Source organism: Saccharopolyspora sp. 7B, assembly GCF_020177435.1.
Classification (GTDB): Bacteria; Actinomycetota; Actinomycetes; order Mycobacteriales; family Pseudonocardiaceae; genus Saccharopolyspora_C; species Saccharopolyspora_C gregorii.
This window is the reverse complement of record NZ_JAIUKC010000013.1, coordinates 12,809-33,735: the sequence shown is the minus strand read 5'-3', so window position 1 is coordinate 33,735 and position 20,927 is coordinate 12,809. Positions and strand designations below refer to the sequence as shown.

Here is a 20,927-nt window from a genome sequence, read left to right as displayed (position 1 = left end):
ACCTGGAGTCGCGGGGGGTGGGGGGGCGCGCCGCGGTCGTGGGGGGGGGCCGGGGTGCCCCCCCCCCCCCCCGGGGGCGCGGGGGCCGGGCCCCCCCCCCCCCCCCGGCCATCGACCCAACCTGGCATTCCCGGCCGGTAGCCGGCCGGACCTTTCGACTAAGGGAGAAGACCCGACGTGCTGGACGTCAACTTCTTCGATGAACTCCGCATCGGCCTCGCCACGGCCGACGACATCCGCCAGTGGTCGTTCGGCGAGGTCAAGAAGCCCGAGACGATCAACTACCGAACCCTGAAGCCGGAGAAGGACGGGCTCTTCTGCGAGAAGATCTTCGGTCCGACCCGCGACTGGGAATGCTACTGCGGCAAGTACAAGCGGGTCCGCTTCAAGGGCATCATCTGCGAGCGCTGCGGCGTCGAGGTGACCCGGGCCAAGGTGCGCCGCGAGCGGATGGGGCACATCGAGCTCGCCGCTTCGGTGACCCACATCTGGTACTTCAAGGGCGTTCCGAGTCGGCTGGGCTACCTGCTCGACCTGGCTCCCAAGGATCTCGAAAAGATCATTTACTTCGCCGCGTACGTGATCACTTCGGTGAACACCGAGATGCGGCACAACGACCTGTCCACGCTCGAGAACGAGATGGCGGTCGAGCGCAAGCGGGTCTCCGACCAGCGTGACGCGGACCTCGAAGCCCGTGCCCAGAAGCTCGAAGCCGACCTGGCCGAGCTCGAGGCCGAGGGTGCGAAGAGCGACGTGCGCCGCAAGGTCAAGGAGGGCGGCGAGCGCGAGATGCGCCAGCTGCGCGACCGCTCGCAGCGCGACATCGACAAGCTCGACGAGATCTGGGAGACCTTCACCAAGCTGGAGCCCCGTCAGCTGATCTCGGACGAGATGCTCTACCGCGAGCTCTACGACCGGTACGGCGAGTACTTCACCGGCGGCATGGGTGCCGAGTCCATCCAGGCGCTGCTGCAGGACTTCGACATCGGTGCCGAGGCCGAGCTGCTGCGCGAGACGATCCGCTCCGGCAAGGGGCAGAAGAAGCTGCGCGCGCTCAAGCGGCTCAAGGTCGTCGCCGCGTTCCAGGCCACCGGGAACAACCCCGGCGGCATGGTGCTCAACTGCGTGCCGGTGATCCCGCCGGACCTGCGTCCGATGGTCCAGCTCGACGGTGGCCGCTTCGCCACCTCGGACCTGAACGACCTGTACCGCCGGGTCATCAACCGCAACAACCGCCTCAAGCGACTGATCGACCTCGGCGCGCCCGAGATCATCGTCAACAACGAGAAGCGGATGCTGCAGGAGTCCGTGGACGCGCTGTTCGACAACGGTCGTCGCGGGCGCCCGGTCACCGGGCCCGGCAACCGGCCGCTGAAGTCGCTGTCCGACCTGCTCAAGGGCAAGCAGGGCCGCTTCCGCCAGAACCTGCTCGGCAAGCGCGTCGACTACTCCGGCCGTTCGGTCATCGTCGTCGGCCCGCAGCTGAAGCTGCACCAGTGCGGCCTGCCGAAGGAGATGGCGGTCGAGCTGTTCAAGCCGTTCGTCATGAAGCGGCTGGTGGACCTCAACCACGCGCAGAACATCAAGTCCGCGAAGCGGATGGTGGAGCGCCAGCGCCCGCAGGTGTGGGACGTGCTGGAAGAGGTCATCGCCGAGCACCCGGTGCTGCTCAACCGTGCTCCCACGCTGCACCGCCTGGGCATCCAGGCCTTCGAGCCGCAGCTGGTCGAAGGCAAGGCCATCCAGCTGCACCCGCTGGTGTGCGAGGCGTTCAACGCCGACTTCGACGGTGACCAGATGGCGGTGCACCTGCCGCTGTCGGCCGAGGCGCAGGCCGAGGCCCGGATCTTGATGCTGTCCAGCAACAACATCCTCTCGCCCGCGTCGGGTCGCCCGCTGGCGATGCCGCGTCTGGACATGGTCACCGGCCTGTACCACCTGACCAGGCTGGTCGAGGGTGCACCGGGTGAAGGCCAGGCGTTCTCCTCCGTGGGCGAGGCCATCATGGCCTTCGACCGCGGCGGGCTCTCGCTGCAGGCGAAGATCCGGATCCGGCTCCGCGACGTGGTCCCCGCCAAGGAGGCCACGCCGGAGGACTGGGAGCCGGGCAAGCCGTGGCTCGCCGACACCACGCTCGGCCGGGTGTTCTTCAACGAGCTCCTGCCCGAGGACTACCCGTTCGTCAACGACCTGCTGCCGAAGAAGCGGCAGGCGGCGATCGTCAACGACCTCGCCGAGCGGTACCCGATGGTCACCGTCGCCCAGACGCTGGACAAGCTGAAGGACGCCGGTTTCCACTGGGCCACCCGTTCCGGCGTGACCGTGTCGATCTCCGACGTGGTCGTCCCGCCGCAGAAGAGCGAGATCCTCGACTCCTACGAGCAGCGCGCCGAGCAGGTGGAGAAGCGCTACCGCCGTGGTGCGCTGTCCTACCAGGAGCGCAACGCGGAGCTCGTCAAGGTCTGGACGGCGGCCAAGGACGAGGTCGCCGAGGCCATGGAGAAGAACTTCCCCGAGGACAACTCGATCAGCATGATCGTGAAGTCCGGGGCGGCGGGCAACATGACCCAGGTCGTGCAGCTGGCCGGCATGCGTGGCCTGGTGTCGAACCCGAAGGGCGAGTACATCCCGCGCCCGATCAAGGCGAACTACCGCGAAGGCCTGTCCGTGCTGGAGTACTTCATCTCCAACCACGGTGCCCGCAAGGGTCTGGCCGACACGGCGCTGCGCACCGCCGACTCGGGTTACCTGACCCGTCGTCTGGTGGACGTCTCGCAGGACGTCATCGTGCGGGAGACCGACTGCGGCACCGAGCGCGGCATCAAGATGCCGATCGCCGAGGTGCTGCCGGACGGCACGGTGCTGCGCGACGCGCACGTCGAGACCAGCATCTACGCCCGCACGACCGCCGAGGACGTCACGGACTCGGACGGCAACATCGTGCTCGCCCGCGGTTCCGACCTGGGCGACCCGGCGATCGAGAAGCTGCTCGCGGCCAAGATCTCCAAGGTCAAGGTCCGCAGCGTGCTGACCTGCGAGTCCGGCGTCGGCGTCTGCGCGGTCTGCTACGGCCGCTCGATGGCCACCGGCAAGCTGGTGGACGTCGGCGAGGCCGTCGGCATCGTCGCCGCCCAGTCGATCGGTGAGCCCGGCACGCAGCTGACGATGCGCACCTTCCACCAGGGCGGTGTCGCCGGTGACGACATCACCACCGGTCTGCCGCGTGTCACGGAGCTGTTCGAAGCCCGGGTCCCGAAGGGCAAGGCGCCGATCGCCGACGCCCCCGGACGGATCCGGATGGAGGACAACGACCGGTACTGGAAGATCACGGTCATCCCGGACGACGGCAGCGAGGAGATCGTCTACGACAAGCTGTCCAAGCGGCAGCGGCTCGCGACGATCTCGGTGGACGGCAGCGAGCGGCAGATCGCGGACGGCGACCATGTCGACGTCGGCCAGCAGCTGCTGGAAGGCGCCGTCGACCCGCACGAGGTGCTGCGCGTGATGGGGCCCCGCGAGGCCCAGCTGCACCTGGTCCGCGAGGTCCAGGAGGTCTACCGCTCGCAGGGCGTCGGCATCCACGACAAGCACGTGGAGGTCATCGTCCGGCAGATGCTGCGGCGCGTCATCATCATCGACTCGGGTGCGACGGAGTTCCTGCCCGGCTCGCCGGTGGAGCGCTCGCAGTTCGAGGGCGAGAACCGCCGCGTGGTGGCCGAGGGCGGCGACCCGGCTTCGGGCCGTCCGGTGCTGATGGGCATCACCAAGGCCTCGCTGGCCACGGAGTCCTGGCTGTCGGCGGCCTCCTTCCAGGAGACGACCCGCATCCTCACGAACGCCGCGATCGAGGGCGCGAGTGACAAGCTGGTCGGCCTGAAGGAGAACGTGATCATCGGTAAGTTGATCCCGGCCGGTACCGGCATCAACCGCTACCGCAACATCCAGGTGCAGCCGACCGAGGAGGCGCGGGCCGCGGCGTACGCGATCCCGTCCTACGACGACGGCTACTACACGCCGGACGTGTTCGGCGCAGGCACCGGTGCCGCGGTGCCGCTGGACGACTACGACTTCGGTCGCGACTACCGGTGATCCGGTAGGCGGCCGCAGGTCGCGGAGCAGTGCACGGGAGGTCCCCGCTCGGGTTCGAGCGGGGACCTCCCGCTGTTCGGGGCGCGTGGCCGCGAACCCGCGGCCGAGCGTTCGGAGACCGGTGGTGCAGGAGCGGACGGCGCGATGCACCGCGGCCGCGATCGTGGTGGTTCCGGCGATCATGTCGGGGCTCCTCCGGACCGGGCGGGCGACGGGCCGGCGGGCAGTCGGAGCCCCCGGCGGCGTGCTTCGGTGAGCAGGGTCAGCTGGTCGTGCAGCAGGCGGTGCCGCAACGCCTCGCACGCGCGGATCTCGGCGACGAGCCCGGCATCGGTGCACTCGGCGACGCGGTCGTCGGTGAGCGGCTCGGGAGCGGACGGCCACCGCTCGCCGCCACCGCTCCCGGGATCGGGCGCGGCGCCGGTGGACGTCGGCGGACCGGTTCCCCCTGCGGCCGGGCCGGCCGCCGCCGGGACGAGGTGCAGCCTGCGGTGGGTGCGGTGTCTGGGGTCCATGACTCCGATCATCCGGAGTCGAACACGCGTTCGCCACTACACGAGCGGGTGGTCCTCCGGCGGAACAGCGGCGGCCCGGCGGCAGGTTGCACCGGGCATGCGAGTGATCGGCGCGACCCTGCCGATGAACGCGCTCACCGCCCGCCAGGCGCTGGACCTCCTGGACTCGGCGCCGGGCGAGGCGATCGCGGTCACCGGCGCCGCGGGGGCGTTCGGGGGTTGCGTGGTGCAGCTGGCGAAGGCCGACGGGCTGCGGGTCGTCGCGGACGCGGCCGACCGGGACCGGGAACTGGTCCGGTCGCTCGGGGCGGACGTCGTCGTGGCGCGCGGGGACGACGTGGCGGAACGCATCCGCGAGGCGGCACCGGCCGGATCTCGACCGCGCGGTTCTTCACCGCCGGAGCGGAGCGCGGCATCACCTACCGGCCGGTGGCGGGGCGCGAGTACGCGCAGGAGTGGGAAGAGCTGGACCGGCCGCGGTCCCAGGTGGACGAAGGGGTGCTGACCCTGCGGCTGGCGCGGACCTACCCGGCGGGCGAGGCGGCGCAGGCGCACCGCGCGCTGGAAGCCGGCGGGGTGCGGGGCCGGTTGGTGCTGGAGTTCTGATCGGGACGGCGCCGCGAACCGGGTGCCCCCGACGCGGCCGCCCCGGAACGGGGGTGGCGGCGTCCGGGGACTCGGCCGACCGGTGCGGTCGTCAGCCCTCGAGCTCCAGCAGGGCCTTGCGGACCCGCTCGACCTCGGCTTCGAGCTCGGCGAGCTTCGCCTCGTGCTGCTCGCGCGCGGCGCTCAGGACCTCTTCGATGGCTTCGGAGATGTCCTGGTGGAGTTCCGCCGCCGCCTTGGAGACCGCGGCCGCCGGGACCGGCAGGCCCTGCACGACGCGCTTGCCCGCGTGCATCAGCTCGGCCTGCCACTCGCCTTCCGCGGTGCCGGTCACGGTCAGCGTGAGCTCGACGGTGCGGGTCTTCTTGGCGGTGCTCTTCTTGGGCGCGCGGGTCTTCTTCGGCGCGGGCTCCGGCGTCGCGTCGGCCGGAGCGGCGTCGGCCGGGGCCGGGGCCGCCGCGGCGGGCTCGGACGGCGTCGCCGCGGCCTGCGCGGTGTCCGCCTCGGCCTGGGCGGTGCCGTTCTCCGGCTGCGCCGATGCCTGCTCGCCTTGGGTCTCTTCGCTGGTCACCTGGTCTGCTTCCTGCTCGCCCACGGATTCTCCTTGCTGTGCGCCGGTCGGTGACCCAGGATAGAACACCAGTTCCCCTGCGCCGTGTCGGCGGGCGGGGACCGGCGCGCGTGGGCACTGTAGCGGGAGCCTCCGCGCCGGTGGTGGTCATGGGTCGAGCGTGTCGAGCAGCGCCGCCAAGGCGGGGCGGAACGCGTGCTCGGCGGGCGCGGCGTAGCCGATCACCACTCCGGCGGGGTGGTCGCCGGGCCGCACCCACCACGGGCCGAGCACGTCGAGTTCGACGCCGCGGGCGCGGGCTCGGGCGAGGACCTGCTGCTCGTCGGGACCGTCGGGGTCGAGGCGCAACGTCAGGTGCAGGCCGGCGGAGATGCCCGCCGGGTAGCGCCGGTGCCCGGCGCGCAACCCGTCCAGGCTGTGCAGCAGCTGCTCGCGCCGCGCCCGGTACACGGCCCGGGACCGGCGCACGTGCTGGTCGTAGGCGCCGGATCGCAGCAGCTCGCCGAGCGCGAGCTGGTCGAACAGCGGCCCGAACCGCCCGTGGGTGCGCATCGCCCGCACCGGTTCGACCAGCCGGGCGGGCAGCGCCAGCCAGGCGATGCGCAGCGCGGGGGCGAGGGTCTTGCTCGCGGTGCCCGCGTAGATCACCGCGTCCGGGGCCATGCCCTGCAGCGATCCGACGGGTTTGCGGTCGAAGCGGAACTCCCCGTCGTAGTCGTCCTCGACGACGAGCACGCCGTCGGCCTTGGCGCGGCGGATCAGCTCGGCGCGGCGCTGCGCCCGCATGGTGACGCCGAGCGGGAACTGGTGCGCGGGGGTGACGACGACGGCAGGGCTGCGCAGCGCGGACACGTCGATGCCGCCGTCGTCGACGGGGACGCCGCGCACGGTCATCCCGTCCTCGGCGGCGATGTCGCGGAAGTGCGGCAGCGACGGGTCCTCGAAGTCGATCGAGGAGTCGCCCCGGGCGCGCAGGACCCTGCTGATCAGCGAGAGCGCCTCGCTGTAGCCGTTGCAGACGACCAGCCGATCGGGGGTGGTGTGCACGGCCCGGGCGCGTCGCAGGTATTCGGTGAGCGCTTCGCGCAGCGCGAGCGGGCCCTGCGGATCGCCGTAGTCGAGCTCGTCGGCGGGCATGGCGCGCAGCACGCGGCGGCTCGCGGCCAGCCAGTCCTTGCGCGGGAAGGCGCTCAGGTTCGGCCTGCCCGGGCGGAAGTCCCAGCGCGGCGCGCGGCCCGTCGGGCGGGGCGCCGGCGGGTCGGGGCGTTCGCCGCTGCGGAGCCGCTCGGCGACGGTGGTGGGCGCGCCTTGCCGGGACAGCAGGAACCCTTCGGTGCCGAGCTGGGCGTACGCCCTGGTCACGGTGCCGCGCGCGATGCCGAGGTCGTGGGCGAGGGTGCGGGTGGAGGGCACGCGGCTTCCCGCGGCGAGGCGGCCGTCGCGGATCGCCGCGCGCAGGGCCTCCGCGAGGGTGCTGCTGTCGGGCCGCCCCGACCAGTCCAGGTGCAGGTCCAGCCCGGATTCGAGCGAACCGGACCGTTCGCGGTTCACGGCTGCCGAGCTTATCGAACGCCGGCGGCGGAACCGGCCCGGCCGGGCGCGTTCCGTTGATAACCTTCGCCGGATCACGGTGAGGGGCGGACGAGTGCAACAGGGGCCGGATTCCCACGAGCGCTTCCTCGGCAGCATGCTCGGCGGTGCGCTGGGCGATGCGCTGGGGTTCGCGGTCGAGTTCCGCGGGATCGACGCGATCCGGGAGCGGTACGGACCGGACGGCGTGACCGGCCCGGTGCTCGCGCAGGGCCGCGCGGAGATCTCCGACGACACGCAGCTGATGCTGTTCACCCTGGAAGGCCTGGTCCGCGCGCACGTGGCGCGGCGGATGCAGCCGGTGGACAACGATCCGGTGCCGGAGGTGCAGCACGCCTACCAGCGGTGGCTGCACACCCAGGGCCGCACCTGGGCGGAGGCGGCCGGGCCGTACGGGGTGCACCTGGCGGAACCGGACGGCTGGCTGATCGCCCAGCGCGAGCTGTTCGCGGTCCGCGCCCCGGGCAACACCTGCATGCTGGCGCTGATCGAGTTCGGGCGCACCCACCGGCAGGCGACGCCGGAGAACGCGGCGAACGATTCGAAGGGCTGCGGCGGGGTGATGCGGGCGGCGCCGGTGGCGGTGTGGTCGCACGATCCCGCCGAGGTGTTCCACGCGGCGGTGGGAACGGCGGCGCTGACGCACGGCCACCCGTCCGGCTACCTGTCGGCGGGGGTGTTGGCGGTGGTGGTGCACCAGCTGATCCGGGAGGTACCGCTGCCGGACGCGGTGCGGCTGGCGCGGGACCTGCTGCTGCGCTGGCGCGGTCACGAGGAGCAGTTGCGGCTGCTGGACGCGGCGGTGGAGCTCGCCGAGCGGGGCCCGGTGCCGCCGGAACAGCTCGCGGAACGGCTCGGCGGCGGCTGGGTGGGCGAGGAGGCGCTGGCGATCGGCCTGTACGCGGCGCTGGCGGTGCCGGACGCGCGGCGGGCGCTGCTGCTGTCGGTGAACCACTCGGGTGATTCGGATTCGACGGGGATGGTGTGCGGGAACGTCGTCGGCGCGCTGCACGGGGTCCGCGCCCTCCCGCCGGAGTGGCTGGACGTGCTGGAGCTGCGCGAGGTGGTGACGGCGCTGTCCCGCGACGCGCTCGCCGAGTTCAGCCCGGCCCCACCCGCGGACGCCGCGTGGAGCAGGCGCTATCCCGCGTGGTGAGCAAGCTCTCGATCACCGCGGTACCCGCCGTGGCCACCGCTGATCCACCCGCAGCACGCCACCCGGTCGTTCGATCACCCGGGGGAGTCGGCCGTGGCGTCGGTCAAGTGCGGCAACATTGGCGGGGTGCGGTCCAAGGGATCGGCGGTGCCCCGCCGGAGCCGGGAAAGCTCCCGGGCCTCCGCCGCAGCGGTGCGGCGGCCTTGCGACCGACGTCCGCGGCCGGAGGTCGTGGGCGCTGCCCCGCACGGTGACCCGACAGGAGACTGGGGATGACCGGTGACACCTCGTGGTTCGCGAACACGCACGGTTCGGCCGTGTCGCGGCGGGAGCCGCGCGCGCTGAGCTGGTCGGACCGGTTCCGCGGCGCGCTGCTCGGCGGCGCCGTGGGCGATGCGCTGGGCGCGGGGGTGCGCACCAGGTCGGCGTGGGACATCCAGCACTGGTTCGGCAAGCAGGGCGTGACCGACTACCTGCCCGTGTTCGGGCGGCGCGGTGGCGCCACGGAGCTGACGCAGCTGGCCGTGTTCACCTTGGAGGCGCTGCTGCGGGCGCGGGCGGTGAACGGCGATTCGGTGGAGTGGCTGCCCACTCCGGTGATCCGCACGAACCACCTGCGCTGGCTGTACACGCAGGGGGTGCCGTGGGAGTTCGCGATGTCCGGCTACCTGCAGACGCATCCGGAGCCGAGCGGCTGGCTGCTGGAGACGCCGCAGCTGTTCTCCACCCGCAACCCGGCGGGCGGGGCGCTGTCCGGGCTGGGCAAGCTCGCCGCGCAGCCGCCGACGCAGCAGCACGCCGCCGACGCGCGGTCCGGGCCGGTGGTGCGGCCGGGCTTCGCCGACTGCGCGGTGTGGGCGGCGCCGACGATGGTGTGGAGCACCTCGCAGGAGCGGGTGTTCGCGGCGGGCGCCGACGTGGCCCGGCTGCTCACCGACGACGTGAACGTGCAGGGCGCGGCCGGGTTCCACGCGGACGTGCTGACCCAGCTGATCCAGGGCGACATCGGGTTGTGGGAGGCGGTGGGCCTCACCGACGCCCGGTTGAGCTCGCTGCACAGCGGGGCCGACGGGCCGGCCGCGGTGCGCCGGGCGGTGCACGCGGCGATGTTCGCGACCCGCGACGGCCGCCGCCCGCAGCCCGCCGAGCTGGACGCCGAGTTCGACACCGAGCACAAGCCGGGTGAGCTGGGCACCGCGCTGGCTGCGGTGGCGGCGACCGGGAGCTTCGCCGAGGCCGTGCTGATGGCGGTGAACGTGTCGGCGGACAGCAGCGTCACGGGTGCGATGGCGGGTCAGCTCGCCGGTGCCCTGCACGGGCCGGACGCGATTCCGCCGCGGTGGCGCGACGAGCTGGAACTGGGCGACATCATCGAGACGTTGTGCGCCGACGCGGCCGAGGCGTTCGCCCCGCCGCCGCCCCCGCCGCCGTTGCCGAAGTGGGCGCAGCGCTACGTGGGCGATCCGCGCGGTTCGTCCGGGCCGCGGGAGCTGGACGCCCCGCTGATGACCACGGTGGACAGCGGCCGCGGGCCGGAGCCGGTGCGGCCGGTGGACGGCAGCAACGAAGAAACGATGATCATCGACCTGAGCCGGTTGAACTCGCACCCGGACGCACCGGAGTTCGGCGACCCGGCCGCCGAACCCGCGCCGGAACCGGTCGTCGAGGCGAGCGCGGAGCACCACGTCCGGCACGAAGCCGAGCCGCGGGAACCGCAGCTCTGGCAGGAGCCCCCGGCCCGGCAGGAATCCCGGTCTCGCCCGGAATCCCCGGCCCATCAGGATTCGCAGCCGCGTCAGGAAGCCCAGTCCCGCCAGGAAGCCCAGTCCCGTCAGGAAACCCAGTCCCGTCAGGAAACCCAGCCGCGCGGGGAATCCCAGTCCTGGCCGGAATCCCAGCTCCGGCAGGAATCCCCATCCCGGCCCGACCTCCGCGCGGAGCCGCCGCAGGCCCCGCCCGTCCCCCGGCCGGAACCCGAACCGGAACCGGTCAACGCGTTCACCCAGGCAACCGACCGCACCGACCTGTCGATGCTGGCCGCGCACCGGCCGCCCGCCGAGGACGCCGACGAAGCGCGGCCGATGCCGGACTTCGGCGCGGGCGGTTTCCAGCTCTCGACGGATCGCACCGACCGCGAGGAGCTCGCCCGGCTGGCGAAGCTGGTGTCGATCCGGCCGGAGGCGGCCGGGCGGATCCCGCGGGAGGAGCTGGTGCCCCCGCGCCCCGAACCCGCCGCGGAACCGGAACCGCCGCAGCACGACCGGCCCGACGACTCGCGGCGCTACGACCACGGCGGCGAACCTCCGCGCCACGACCACGATGCGGAGCCGCCGCAGCACGAGCCCTACGCGGAACCGCCGCAGCACGAGCACGGCGCGCTGCCGCACCACGGCGACCCGCCGCACCATCACGGCGACCCGCCGCACGAGGAACCGCTCACCGCTCCGGAACCGGACGACCGCGAGCAGGCCGGTCCCGAAACGGCCGAGTTCCCCGCGGGTCGAGTGGACGCGTCTCCCGAGCAGTGGGCCGAGCGCCCGGACCCCGAACCGCACGACCGCCACGAGCAGGCCGAACCGGAGGAGCCGGACTTCGCCGCCGACCGCGAGGAACCGGCGCACCACGCCGCCGACGCGGAGGCGCCCGTCGAGGCGCGGATCGCGAAATCGCCGGGCGCGGGCGGACACGCCAAGTCGGAGGCCGTCGACGAGGTCGCGCCCGCGCTGACCGAGCGGGTGCTGGGCTGCTTCCTCGGCGGTGCGCTCGGCGACGCGATGGGTTCCGACCTGGAGTTCGTCACCGCCGAGCAGATCACCGAGCGGTTCGGCCCGGACGGCCCGCAAGGTCTCCGGGAGGCCTACGGCGTGCAGGGCGCGATCACCGACGACACCCAGATGACGCTGTTCAGCGCGGAAGGCCTCATCCGCGGTGGCATCGCGCGGCGCACCCTCGGCAGCACCGACCCGCTTCCGGAGATCCAGCTGGCCTACCAGCGCTGGCTGCACACCCAGGGCGTGGAATGGGAGGCCGCGGCGGGCGCGTTCCGCTCGGTGTACCCGGAGCCGGACGGCTGGCTGGTGGAGGTGCCGGGGCTGTTCTCGAACCGCGCTCCCGGCAAGACGATCTTCCGCGCGCTGGCCCGGTTCGGCGACGGGCAGTCGGCCGGGTCGATCACCGAGCCGATCAACGACTCGAAGGGCTGCGGCGGGGTGATGCGGTCGGCGCCGATGGCGCTGTACTCGCCGGACCCGCCGGTGGCGTTCGAGCTGGCCGCGCGCGCCGCCGCGCTCACCCACAGCCATCCGTCCGGCTACCTGTCGGCGGGCGCGCTGGCGGTGATCGTGCAGCAGGCGCTGCTGGGCCAGACCCTCGACGACGGGGTGTGGCTGGCGCTGCAGGTCTTGGAGACCTGGGAGGGGCACGAGGAGACGAGCGCGCTGCTCAAGCAGGCCGTCGAGCTGGCGGAGCGGGGCGATCCGACGCCCGAGGACATCGCCGGAACCCTCGGCGGCGGCTGGGTCGGCGAGCAGGCGCTGGCGATCGCGGTGTGCGGTGCGCTGGCCGGTGGCGACGACGTGGCGAAGGCGCTGCGCATCGCGGTGCACCACGACGGCGACAGCGACTCGACCGGGGCGATCTGCGGCAACATCGTCGGCGCGCTGATCGGGGTGAGCGGGCTGCCGGTCGGCTGGCTGGCCGACTTGGAGCTGCGCGACGTCGTGGAGCAGATCGCGCTGGACTGCGTGGCCGAGTTCGGCGACTCGCTGTCCCGCGACCCGGACGCGCCGGAACCGCCGGCGAGCGAGCGCCCCGCCGACGAGGAGTGGGACGAGCGCTACCCGGTGCGGAGGCTGCCGATCGCGGCCGAAGCGGCGCCGCCCGTCCAGCCGGAACCGCGTGCCGACGACCCCGGTGATCCGCCTACCGCGCTGCTGCCCGCAGTCGGGGTCGAGCCGCCGGAGCAGGAACCACCGGCGCCGCCCGAACCGGAACCGGAGCCGCTGGCGGCGTTCCCGGCGCCGAAGCCGTCGCCGCGCCGCATCCAGGGCCCGCAGCCCGCCTACGACGGCGAGGGCTGACCACCGGGCCAGGTGAGCAGGGATACACCGGGATCGGCGTGATCCGGCCCGGGCCGCCGAGGCGTGTTGGTAGCGTTCCCGCCGCACGAGGAGAAGATCGGATCGGTCGGGCCGCGGCGCCCGACCTCCGCACACGTTCGGGGGCGGAGTGCCTGAGGACATCAGCGCGGCTGAGCGGATGGTCCGCGAGTGGCAGGAACGCGCGACCGAGAAGGCCGAGAAGTTCGGCCGCATGCAGGCCCAGATCGAGCAGATCTCGGTCACCGAGTCCTCCCGCGACGGCGCGGTGCGGGTGACGGTCGGCTCCAGCGGCATGCTCGACGACCTGGTGCTCGCCGAGAACGCCGGGAACCGCCCGATGGCGAAGCTCGCGGGCGAGATCATGCGCACGGTGCGGCTGGCCCAGTCGAAGCTGCCGGAACGCATGCAGGAAGCCGCGGCGAGCACCGTCGGTGAGGGCGACGAAGCCGTGCGCCACATGTTGGGCCAGGCCAAGCGATTCTTCCCGGAGCCGCCGGAGGAACCGGAGGAGCCGCCGCGCCGCCCCGGGGTGCAGGAGATGCGCATCGGCCCCGAGGACGACGGTCCGCGGCCGCCGCGCCGGCCGAACCGCGCACCGCGGCGGCCCGGCCCGGACGACTTCGACGACGAGGACTTCAGCCGCGGCTCGTTCCTGCGCTGACGACGGGGAGAACCGATGTCCGAAGACATGAACGTCGTCATCGAGGACCTCCGCGCCCATGCGTCCAAAGTGGACGGAGTGGCGGAGGCGCTGGACGCCGCCGTCGACGCCTCGCGGGCCGTGACGATGGACAACGACGCCTACGGGATCCTGTGCCGCCCCTTCGCATGGATGGTCGACCAGGCCGAGCAGCACGGCATCGACACCCTCCAGCACGCTGCCGAAGCCATCCGGGGCACCGCCTCGGACGTGCGCGCCGCGGCTGAGGAGTACCAGGCCACCGACGACGGGAACAGCCGGAACTTCGACGGGATGCAGGCGTGAGCAATCCGCTCGTCAACGCGCAGAACGCCGTCGATCCCTCGGAACCGCCGGACGGCATCACGGGCATCGGCATCGTGGAGTCCTGGCACGACGTCACCAGCCTCAACGACGAGTCCACCTGGCTGGAGAGCAGCCTCGGCTACGGCGGGCTCGCGATGGAAGCGGTCAGCGTCGTCGTCGACCCGGTCGGCACCCTGCTCTCCTACGGGGTGGCGTGGCTGATCGAGCACATCCAGCCGCTGCAGGAAGCCCTCGACTGGTTCGCCGGTGACCCCGACGGGGTGCAGGCCTATTCCGAGCAGTGGCAGCAGGTCGCGACCTCGGTCGGTGCGGCCGCGACGCAGTACCGCGACTCCGTGCGGGCCGACACCGCGCACTGGACCGGCGCTGCCGGCGACGCGTACCGGCGGCACGCCGCGGAGCGGGCGACGGCGCTGACCGGGGCGGGCGAGCTCGCGGGCACCATCTCCAGCGTCGTGGGCACGATGGGCATGGTCGTGTCCTTCGTGCGCGACTTCGTCCGGGACCTCGTCGCCGACTGCATCTCCCGGCTCATCACCTACGCGCTGGAAGCGCTCGCGCCACCCGTGGTCTCCCTCGCCTGGGTCGTGCCGCAGGCGGTGGCGTTCATCGCCCGGACCGTCACGAAGATCGCCGACATCGTCGGGAAGCTGATCAAGACCATCGGCAACGTCGGGCCGAAGATGGCGCGGATGGTCGAGGTCTTCGGCGACCTCATGAAGATGCTCGGCAAGGGCGCGAAGTTCTCCGCGGAGAAGGTCGCGGCGGCCGGGAAGATCGCCTCGAAGGTCGCCGACAAGCTCGACGTCTCCGGGAAGATCGCGGACAAGGCCGCGGACAAGGCCTGGCGCAAGCTCGACGACGTCTTCGACACCGACGTGGCGGGCAGGCACCACGCCAGGGCCGGTGGCGGCGACTCCGGAGGCTCGGACTCGGACGGTGGCGGAACCGATTCCCCCGCGGACGCGCGCAGGTCGAGTGCGGACGGGTCGGAGGTGCGGACCGCCGCGGGCAGGTCCAGCGGCGACGGGCCGGAGGCGCCGACCGGCAGGTCCACCGGCGACGGGCCCGAGACGCCGACCGGCGCTGGCACGTCGATGCGATCCGCGGGGGATGCGGCGCCGGGTCGAGCGGACGCGGAGAGCGCGTCCGGCGGCGGTTCCACGTCCGGCGGACAGGCGAGTGGCGGTTCCTCGTTCCGCTCGGACGCGGGCGGCGCACCGGTCGGGCACGCGCCCGAGAGCGGGACCTCGGCCGAGGTGCGGAGCGCCCCGGTCGACGCGGGCGGGCGCGCAGGTGGCGGGCCGGACACCGCGAGCTCGGGCGGCACCGCACCGGGCGAGCAGGCCGGTTCGGCTGCGGGCCGGTTCACCGCGCAGAGCGGCGAGGCGCCCGCCGGCGGCCCCGCGACGTCCACATCGGACGGTGGTGGTGCCGGTGGGTACCTGCCGGGCTCGTCCGCCGGGCACGCCGACGTGCCGAGCAGGCCCGCGGCGACGACGTCCGCCGCGGTCGATGCCCCGGTGCGCCCGCCGAACGCGGACGCGCCCGCCGCGGCGCCGACTCCGCCACGCCAGCCGGACCAGCCGGGTGCCGCGCCCTCCAGCGGATCGTCGGCAGGCGGCGGCCCCGCCGGAGGAGCTCCGCAGGCGGGTGCGCCGGGCGCGCCCGGCGCTCGCGGCGCCCGACCGGCCGGCTGGACCGGCACCCCGGGCAGCCCCGGCGCCGCCCACCTGCCGAGCGGGCCTCGCGCGCCGCATGCGCCGGACGGCCCCCGCACGGCGCCGGAACGAGCCGCGCACGCGCACCGGGATGCGCCCGACCAAGGGAATTCGCCGCAGCAGCCCGGGAATCCGCGCGCCGCGGTATCACGAGCGGATGCGCCACAAACACCGAGCGCTCCGCCACGGGCCGATGCGCCGACTCCGCCGCGGGCGGACGGGCCGGTGTCCCCTCGGACGGATGCGCCGATGCCTTCGCGGGCGGATGCGCCGGTGCCGCCGCGGGCGGATGGGTCGACTCCGCCTCGGGCGGATGCCCCGGTGTCGCCGCGGGCCGACGCGCCGGTGTCCCCGCGGGCGGATGGGCCGGTGCCTTCGCGGGCGGATGCGCCGACTCCGCCTCGTGCCGCCGCGCCGGTACCGCCTCGGACGGATCCACCGGTACCGCCGCGAGGAGACGCCCCCGCGGCACCCTCGCCCCGGCCGGACGGCCCCGGCACGCCGCACGCTCCCGGCCCGGACTCGCCGGGAGCGCGCCACCAGACATCCGCCCCGCGTCCCGCCGCGCCGCAGCCGAGGTTCCCGGACGAGCGGCCGTGGTCGCGGCTCGACGGGTCGGATTTCGCCCACGTCGCCCCGAACTCGGCCGTGCCGTGGGGCACGGGCCACCGGAGCCATCCCGACGCGCAGCCGCAGCGCGCACCGGAGCGGTCGACCGCCGAATCGATGGCCGCCGAACGTCCGGTGCCGCGGCACGAGCAGGTCCAGCACGCCTGGAACCGCCCCGGTGACGGGCCTGCCGAGCTCGACCTGTCCCCGGAGCTGCGCGCGAAGCTCGGCGACGACGCCCACGACATCGGGGCGACGGAGTCCGGTATCTCGATGGTGCGCAGCGGTTCCGGTGTCGAACCGCCGCCCGGTGCGGCCGTCGACCCGAAGCGCTTCACCATCGAAGTCCACGGTGGACCGGACGGTGTGCGGCTCGGCGACCGCGACCTCGACGCGAAGGAACTCGCCGAGGTCATCAAGGCCGCACCCGGCTACCGCCCCGGCGAACCGGTCCGCCTGATCTCCTGCCGCACCGGCGCCGACACCGGCGACGGCACCCCGAACTTCGCGCAGCAGCTGGCGAAGGAACTGGACGCCGAGGTCGTGGCGCCGTCCACGGACGCCTGGGTCGACAACTTCGGCAACGTCTACGCCAGCAAGGACCGCGCCTCCTTCGAACCCGACGCCTCCGGCGCCCCGCAGCCCCGCTTCGACGAACCCGGCCAGTGGACCGCCTTCCGCCCCGACGGCACCACCGCCGTCCACGACAGCCCCTACCCGCCCGGCCACGAACCTGAATGGGTCCGCAACGGCCGGCTCGCCGACGACGCCGAGCAGCGGGGCCTGCTGCGCAAGCTGGCCGAGTTCTTCGGCTTCCGGCCCCGAGATCCGAGCCCGCCACCCGGGCACCAGCAGATGTGGCCGGACCCCAGGACGCCGTGGCAGCACCAAGGGCACCTGCTGCCGCAGGAACACCCGCAGGGCTACCCGGCGGCCCAGGGGCACCCGCAGCACCCCGGATATCCGCAGCAGCCCGGTCACCCGGAGCAGCCCGGTCACCCGCAGTCGACCGGATACGCGCAGCAGCCCGGGAGCCCGCAAGCACCAGGACCGGCACAGCCGCCGGGACGCGTGCAGCAGGGCCCGCCGCAGTTCCAGCAGCAGCCCGGCGGCCACGACCTCGCCCGCGGACAACAGGCCCAGCCTCCGGCTGCGGGCCCCTACCCGCACCCTGCGGCCCACCCGAACTCGGTGCCCCGCCCGCAGGGCGGTGGGCATCTCCCGCAGGAACGGCAGTCCCACCTGCACCCCGGCGCGCAGCCGGAAGCGCAGCGCCCGAGACCGGTGCAGGCGTCGCCGAGCAACCCGGGGGATCCGCGCGTCGGGTCGCCGCGCAACCCTGCGCCGCAGCAGCCTTTCCAGGGCCGGAGCGGACTCGGCCCGGCTGGACGATCTTCCGAGCAGAACCTCGGCCGCCACGATGCCCCGGGCCAGCAGCCCCCTCAGCAGTCGCAGTCGAACGCGGACCTCGCCGCGCAGCGGCGGTCCTTGGACGGTGCTACCGACCCGGCTCTGCCGCGCATGCGAGCGCGAGACGGACAGGGGGCAGATCCACGGTACCCGCAGCGTGATGCGGGAGGCCTCGGTGAGACGACCGCACGATCGCGGGACTCCGCCCATGCCGATACGACTCGGAGCGGGCCTGGCGGACCACGAAGCACCACCCGAGGGCAGCAGGGCGAGCCGAACCCGCGGACGTGGGAGAGCGATCTCGGCGGACGAGGCGCGCCGCACCTGGCTCAATCGCCTGCGAGGCATGAGCAGGCGAATTCCGCATCCGAGCCGTCGGTTGCGAGAACCGACAGGGCTGATCCGGATTCGCCCCGAGAGGGTGGCGTTCCAGGAACCCCGATTCGAGAGCCTGATTTCAGTGAGCCGCTCGGCCACCTATCTGATGGTGCTGAACTCGACCAGGCTAGCGTTGAGAGGTCCTTGACGCGGCAGTACTCGGGTGAGCGCGACGTTGTGTGGCGCGCCGATCGAGACACGCTCTACCGCCATGATGACCGACCTCCGGAACAGATCTTCGCTGACGGAGGAGGGTTCCGTGCACGGGGGGAGCGCGTTGATCTCTGGCAACACTTGGAAAATTCGAGAGGCGGGTTGGTCGCGACCACGCGTAGCGAGTCCCATGCTTTCGACCGCGCTGTTGGCAGCGGAAAGGGGGGCGTGTCGTACGTGTACGTGATCGAAGCTCCCGGCGGTGTCGACGTCGACGAGATGAATCTCGGGGACTCACGAGAGTCGGAAGTGGCGTTCGTGAAGAACATCGATGTCAGATTCATCCGAAAGTGCATGGAGGTGGACAAGAGGACAGGTGAGGTGATCAACCACCACCACAACCCGCATTTTTGGAAGGAATCAGGTTGATGAGCTCGTCGAACGAGACTCCCGGGACTCCGGTGATCACGGCGTCGATGCGGGAAGCGGCGAGGGCGCGTGCGGGCGGCTACCTCTACGTCACGGATCCCGCTTACGACCCCGATGGCGACGTGCCCCCGCACGGGATCAAGGGCGCCTTCGGCGTCGACGAGAACGGAGATATCGGGAACTTCCATCCCAATCCGAACTATCGACCGTCGCGGGTGGAGGAGGCGGAGCCGCCGGCGGGCTTGGTCGATCACGGCTTGCGCGAGACGCTGGCGGGCCGCTTCGACCAGGAGCAGTTCCTGCGCTACGTGGCCGGCGCGGTGCTGCCGGTCCTTGTGTCGGAGCAGGGGAACCCGCTCCTGCTCGACGCCGACGACGGCGTTTGCCTGATGACGTACAGCACGCCGAAGGCCGTGCCGGAGGACGTGCGGATCGAGCGAATGTACCTCCCCCGGGTCGTGCCGAAGCTGCCGACCGAGGCGTCCGTGGTGCTGACGGGAACTGCCGGAGTGCAGGCGAGGTATCCGGTCCCGGATCTGGTGGCGGCGATGCGCGCTGCGCAGATGCTGTTGGACGACCCCGAGGGCGGTACCCGCGTCGGGCCTCCGATCTGGGTGGAGTACGGCCCGCGGTTGGTCGAAGCGGTGGGCGAGGAGACCTTCGCCGCGGCGGAACGTGCTTTGGCGCGTTGGGGCACGCTCGGAAGTGCGCTCAACCGAGAGGGCGCTCGATCCGCTGTGCTGGGGATCGTCGCGGTCGAGGTGCTGGTGGCCAGTGGTGTCACCGATCCGGACGTGCTCGCGGCGGCAGCGGCGTTCCGCGGTGTGGAACCCCGGTACGCCGGCCTGCGCGAGCGGGTGACCAAGGTCCCGGACGAAGGGCTGCCGGTGGCGATGTTGTTGCGGGCGGCGGTGAGCCCGGAAGTGCCAGGGGATGTGAACCCGGAGCTGGTTTTCCAGGACTACTCGGGCCATCTCAACGAGCTGCCGTGGCAGGTGCGCGCAATCGTGCTCGCCCACCGGGTCGCAGACCTCACCTCCCCGTTCCTGCCGCCTGAACGGCGCGAGGTCTCGCGAGCCGACTTGGCAGGGCCGTTGTTGTCCTGCGCGCAGGATCTGCCCGAAGCGCTGCGGAACCAGGTCGCCGAGCTGGCCGGGGCCGATCCTTCGGATCTGATCTCGTTCCGCGCGGCTCCGCGTCCGGTTCCGGCGGTCGCCTCCGACGACCACGCCATCGAGCGGGTCCGCGCGGCAACGGGGTTGACCGGTCCTGCCGATGTCGCCGATGTCGGCCCGGCCTACGTCGTGCGGGAGTCGGGTGGCTCGGCGCAGCTGCACTTCGTCCACAAGCGCTGGGGAACCGTGACCAGCGTGCTGGACGAAGGCGGAGCGATCAGCGACTACTGCGGCAGGTACGAGCTGTTCTCCTTCGACGCGGCGGTGTTGACCTCGCGAGCCGTCGCGCAGGCTGGGGCGGGTTCCGCACGGACGGCCCCGGAACCGCACGAGCGCTTCACCGGATCTCTGCTCGGCGGCGCTGCCGGTGATGCGCTCGGTTACGCGCTCGAGTTCCACGACGTCGCGGTCATCCGGCAGCAGCACGGTCCGGCCGGCCTCACCGGACCGGTGCTGCACGGCGGTGTCGCGCCGGTCTCCGATGGCACGCAGCTGATGCTGTTCACGGTGGAGGGGCTGATCCGGGCGCACGTGGCACGGCGGGCTCAGCCCGCGGACGACGATCCGATTCCCGAGGTGCAGCACGCTTATCAGCGTTGGCTGCACGCTCAGGGCCGCCCGTGGGCGCAAGCGGGCGGGCCGTACGCGCACCACCTGCAGCGGCCGGACGGATGGTTGATCACGAACCCCGGATTGTTCGCGCAGCGGTCGCCGGGCGGCACCTGCCTGCAGGCGGTGGAGAACTTCGCGCGAACGCACCGCTTCGCGACTCCGCAGCACCGGCTCAACGATTCGAAGGGTTGCGGCGGTGTGGTGCGAGCGGCGCCGGTGGCGGTGTGGTCGCACGATCCCGCCGAGGTGTTCCGCGTCGCAGTGGGCACCGCGGCGCTCACCCACGGCCATCCGAGCGGTTTCCTGTCCGCCGGGGTGTTGGCGGTGGTGGTGCACCAGCTGATCCGGGAGGTGCCGCTGCCGGACGCGGTGCGCACGGCGCGCGAGCTGCTGGTGCGCTGGCCGCTGCACGAGGAGCAGTTGTGGCGCCTGGACGCCGCGGTGCAGCTGGGGGGCAAGGGGCCGGTGAGCCCGGAGGAGATCAACGCGGTCCTCGGCCACGGCGTGCTGGCCGAGGAGGTGTTGGCGATCGGTCTGTACGCGGCGCTGGCGACCGGCGATCTCCGCTCGGCGCTGCTGCTGTCGGTGAACCACTCCGGCGACTCGGCGTCGACCGGGATGGTGTGCGGGAACATCGCGGGCGCGCTGCACGGGGTCGAGGCGCTGCCACCGGAGTGGCTGGGCCCGTTGGAGCTGCGGGACGTCGTGGAGGTCTCGGCACGGGACGCCCAGGCGGAGTTCGGCCCGCACCACCCCACCGACCCCACCTGGTTCCAGCGCTACCCGGGTTGGTGAGGGGTGGGTCGG

Annotated in this window: 12 protein-coding genes; 9 read left to right on the top strand and 3 right to left on the bottom strand. The window is 72.8% G+C overall.

Annotation, left to right across the window (positions count from 1 at the left end; translation table 11 throughout):
* Positions 1 to 177: 177 nt before the first annotated feature.
* Complete coding sequence (locus LCD33_RS02515; RefSeq protein ID WP_224956686.1) at positions 178 to 4,089, top strand: DNA-directed RNA polymerase subunit beta'; 3,912 nt, start codon at positions 178 to 180, stop codon at positions 4,087 to 4,089.
* A gap of 179 nt (positions 4,090 to 4,268) precedes the next feature.
* Here the strand turns inward: LCD33_RS02515 and LCD33_RS02510 are convergent, their stop codons facing one another.
* A complete protein-coding gene (locus LCD33_RS02510; protein WP_224956685.1) occupies positions 4,269 to 4,604 on the bottom strand; it encodes a hypothetical protein in 336 nt (111 codons plus the stop codon).
* Positions 4,605 to 4,701: 97 nt separating this feature from the next.
* Between LCD33_RS02510 and LCD33_RS02505 the strand changes: the two genes are divergently transcribed.
* Both LCD33_RS02505 and LCD33_RS28735 read left to right on the top strand, forming a co-directional pair.
* Positions 4,702 to 5,109: a zinc-binding dehydrogenase gene (locus LCD33_RS02505; RefSeq protein WP_224967151.1), complete on the top strand. Its 408-nt coding sequence runs from the start codon at positions 4,702 to 4,704 to the stop codon at positions 5,107 to 5,109.
* Complete coding sequence (locus LCD33_RS28735; protein WP_308011212.1) at positions 5,103 to 5,210, top strand: zinc-binding dehydrogenase; 108 nt, start codon at positions 5,103 to 5,105, stop codon at positions 5,208 to 5,210. The genes LCD33_RS02505 and LCD33_RS28735 overlap by 7 nt, the downstream gene beginning before the upstream one ends.
* Positions 5,211 to 5,301: 91 nt before the next feature.
* On the opposite strand, the gene LCD33_RS02495 is transcribed toward LCD33_RS28735, so the two are convergent.
* Entirely contained in the window at positions 5,302 to 5,805 is a 504-nt protein-coding gene (locus tag LCD33_RS02495) for a DUF6319 family protein (protein WP_224956681.1), read from the bottom strand.
* A gap of 123 nt (positions 5,806 to 5,928) precedes the next feature.
* The gene (locus LCD33_RS02490) at positions 5,929 to 7,332 is read right to left on the bottom strand and encodes a PLP-dependent aminotransferase family protein (RefSeq protein WP_224967143.1); all 1,404 of its coding nucleotides are present in this window, start codon (positions 7,330 to 7,332) and stop codon (positions 5,929 to 5,931) included.
* A gap of 94 nt (positions 7,333 to 7,426) precedes the next feature.
* Between LCD33_RS02490 and LCD33_RS02485 the strand changes: the two genes are divergently transcribed.
* The 6 genes from LCD33_RS02485 to LCD33_RS02460 all read left to right on the top strand — a co-directional run bounded on the left by LCD33_RS02485 (position 7,427) and on the right by LCD33_RS02460 (position 20,915).
* On the top strand, positions 7,427 to 8,527 hold the full coding sequence (locus LCD33_RS02485) for an ADP-ribosylglycohydrolase family protein (RefSeq protein ID WP_224956678.1): 1,101 nt from the start codon (positions 7,427 to 7,429) through the stop codon (positions 8,525 to 8,527).
* Between the two features lie 272 nt (positions 8,528 to 8,799).
* A complete protein-coding gene (locus LCD33_RS02480; RefSeq protein ID WP_224977470.1) occupies positions 8,800 to 12,606 on the top strand; it encodes an ADP-ribosylglycohydrolase family protein in 3,807 nt (1,268 codons plus the stop codon).
* A 148-nt stretch (positions 12,607 to 12,754) separates the two neighbouring features.
* A complete protein-coding gene (locus tag LCD33_RS02475) occupies positions 12,755 to 13,288 on the top strand; it encodes a YbaB/EbfC family nucleoid-associated protein (protein WP_224956676.1) in 534 nt (177 codons plus the stop codon).
* A gap of 15 nt (positions 13,289 to 13,303) precedes the next feature.
* Complete coding sequence (locus LCD33_RS02470) at positions 13,304 to 13,612, top strand: type VII secretion target (RefSeq protein ID WP_224956675.1); 309 nt, start codon at positions 13,304 to 13,306, stop codon at positions 13,610 to 13,612.
* Positions 13,609 to 18,333: a hypothetical protein gene (locus LCD33_RS02465; protein ID WP_224977469.1), complete on the top strand. Its 4,725-nt coding sequence runs from the start codon at positions 13,609 to 13,611 to the stop codon at positions 18,331 to 18,333. The genes LCD33_RS02470 and LCD33_RS02465 overlap by 4 nt, the downstream gene beginning before the upstream one ends.
* Positions 18,333 to 20,915, top strand: a complete 2,583-nt coding sequence (locus LCD33_RS02460; RefSeq protein ID WP_224977468.1) for a type VII secretion system-associated protein — start codon at positions 18,333 to 18,335, stop codon at positions 20,913 to 20,915. Before LCD33_RS02465 ends, LCD33_RS02460 begins: the two co-directional genes overlap by 1 nt.
* Positions 20,916 to 20,927 lie beyond the last annotated feature (12 nt).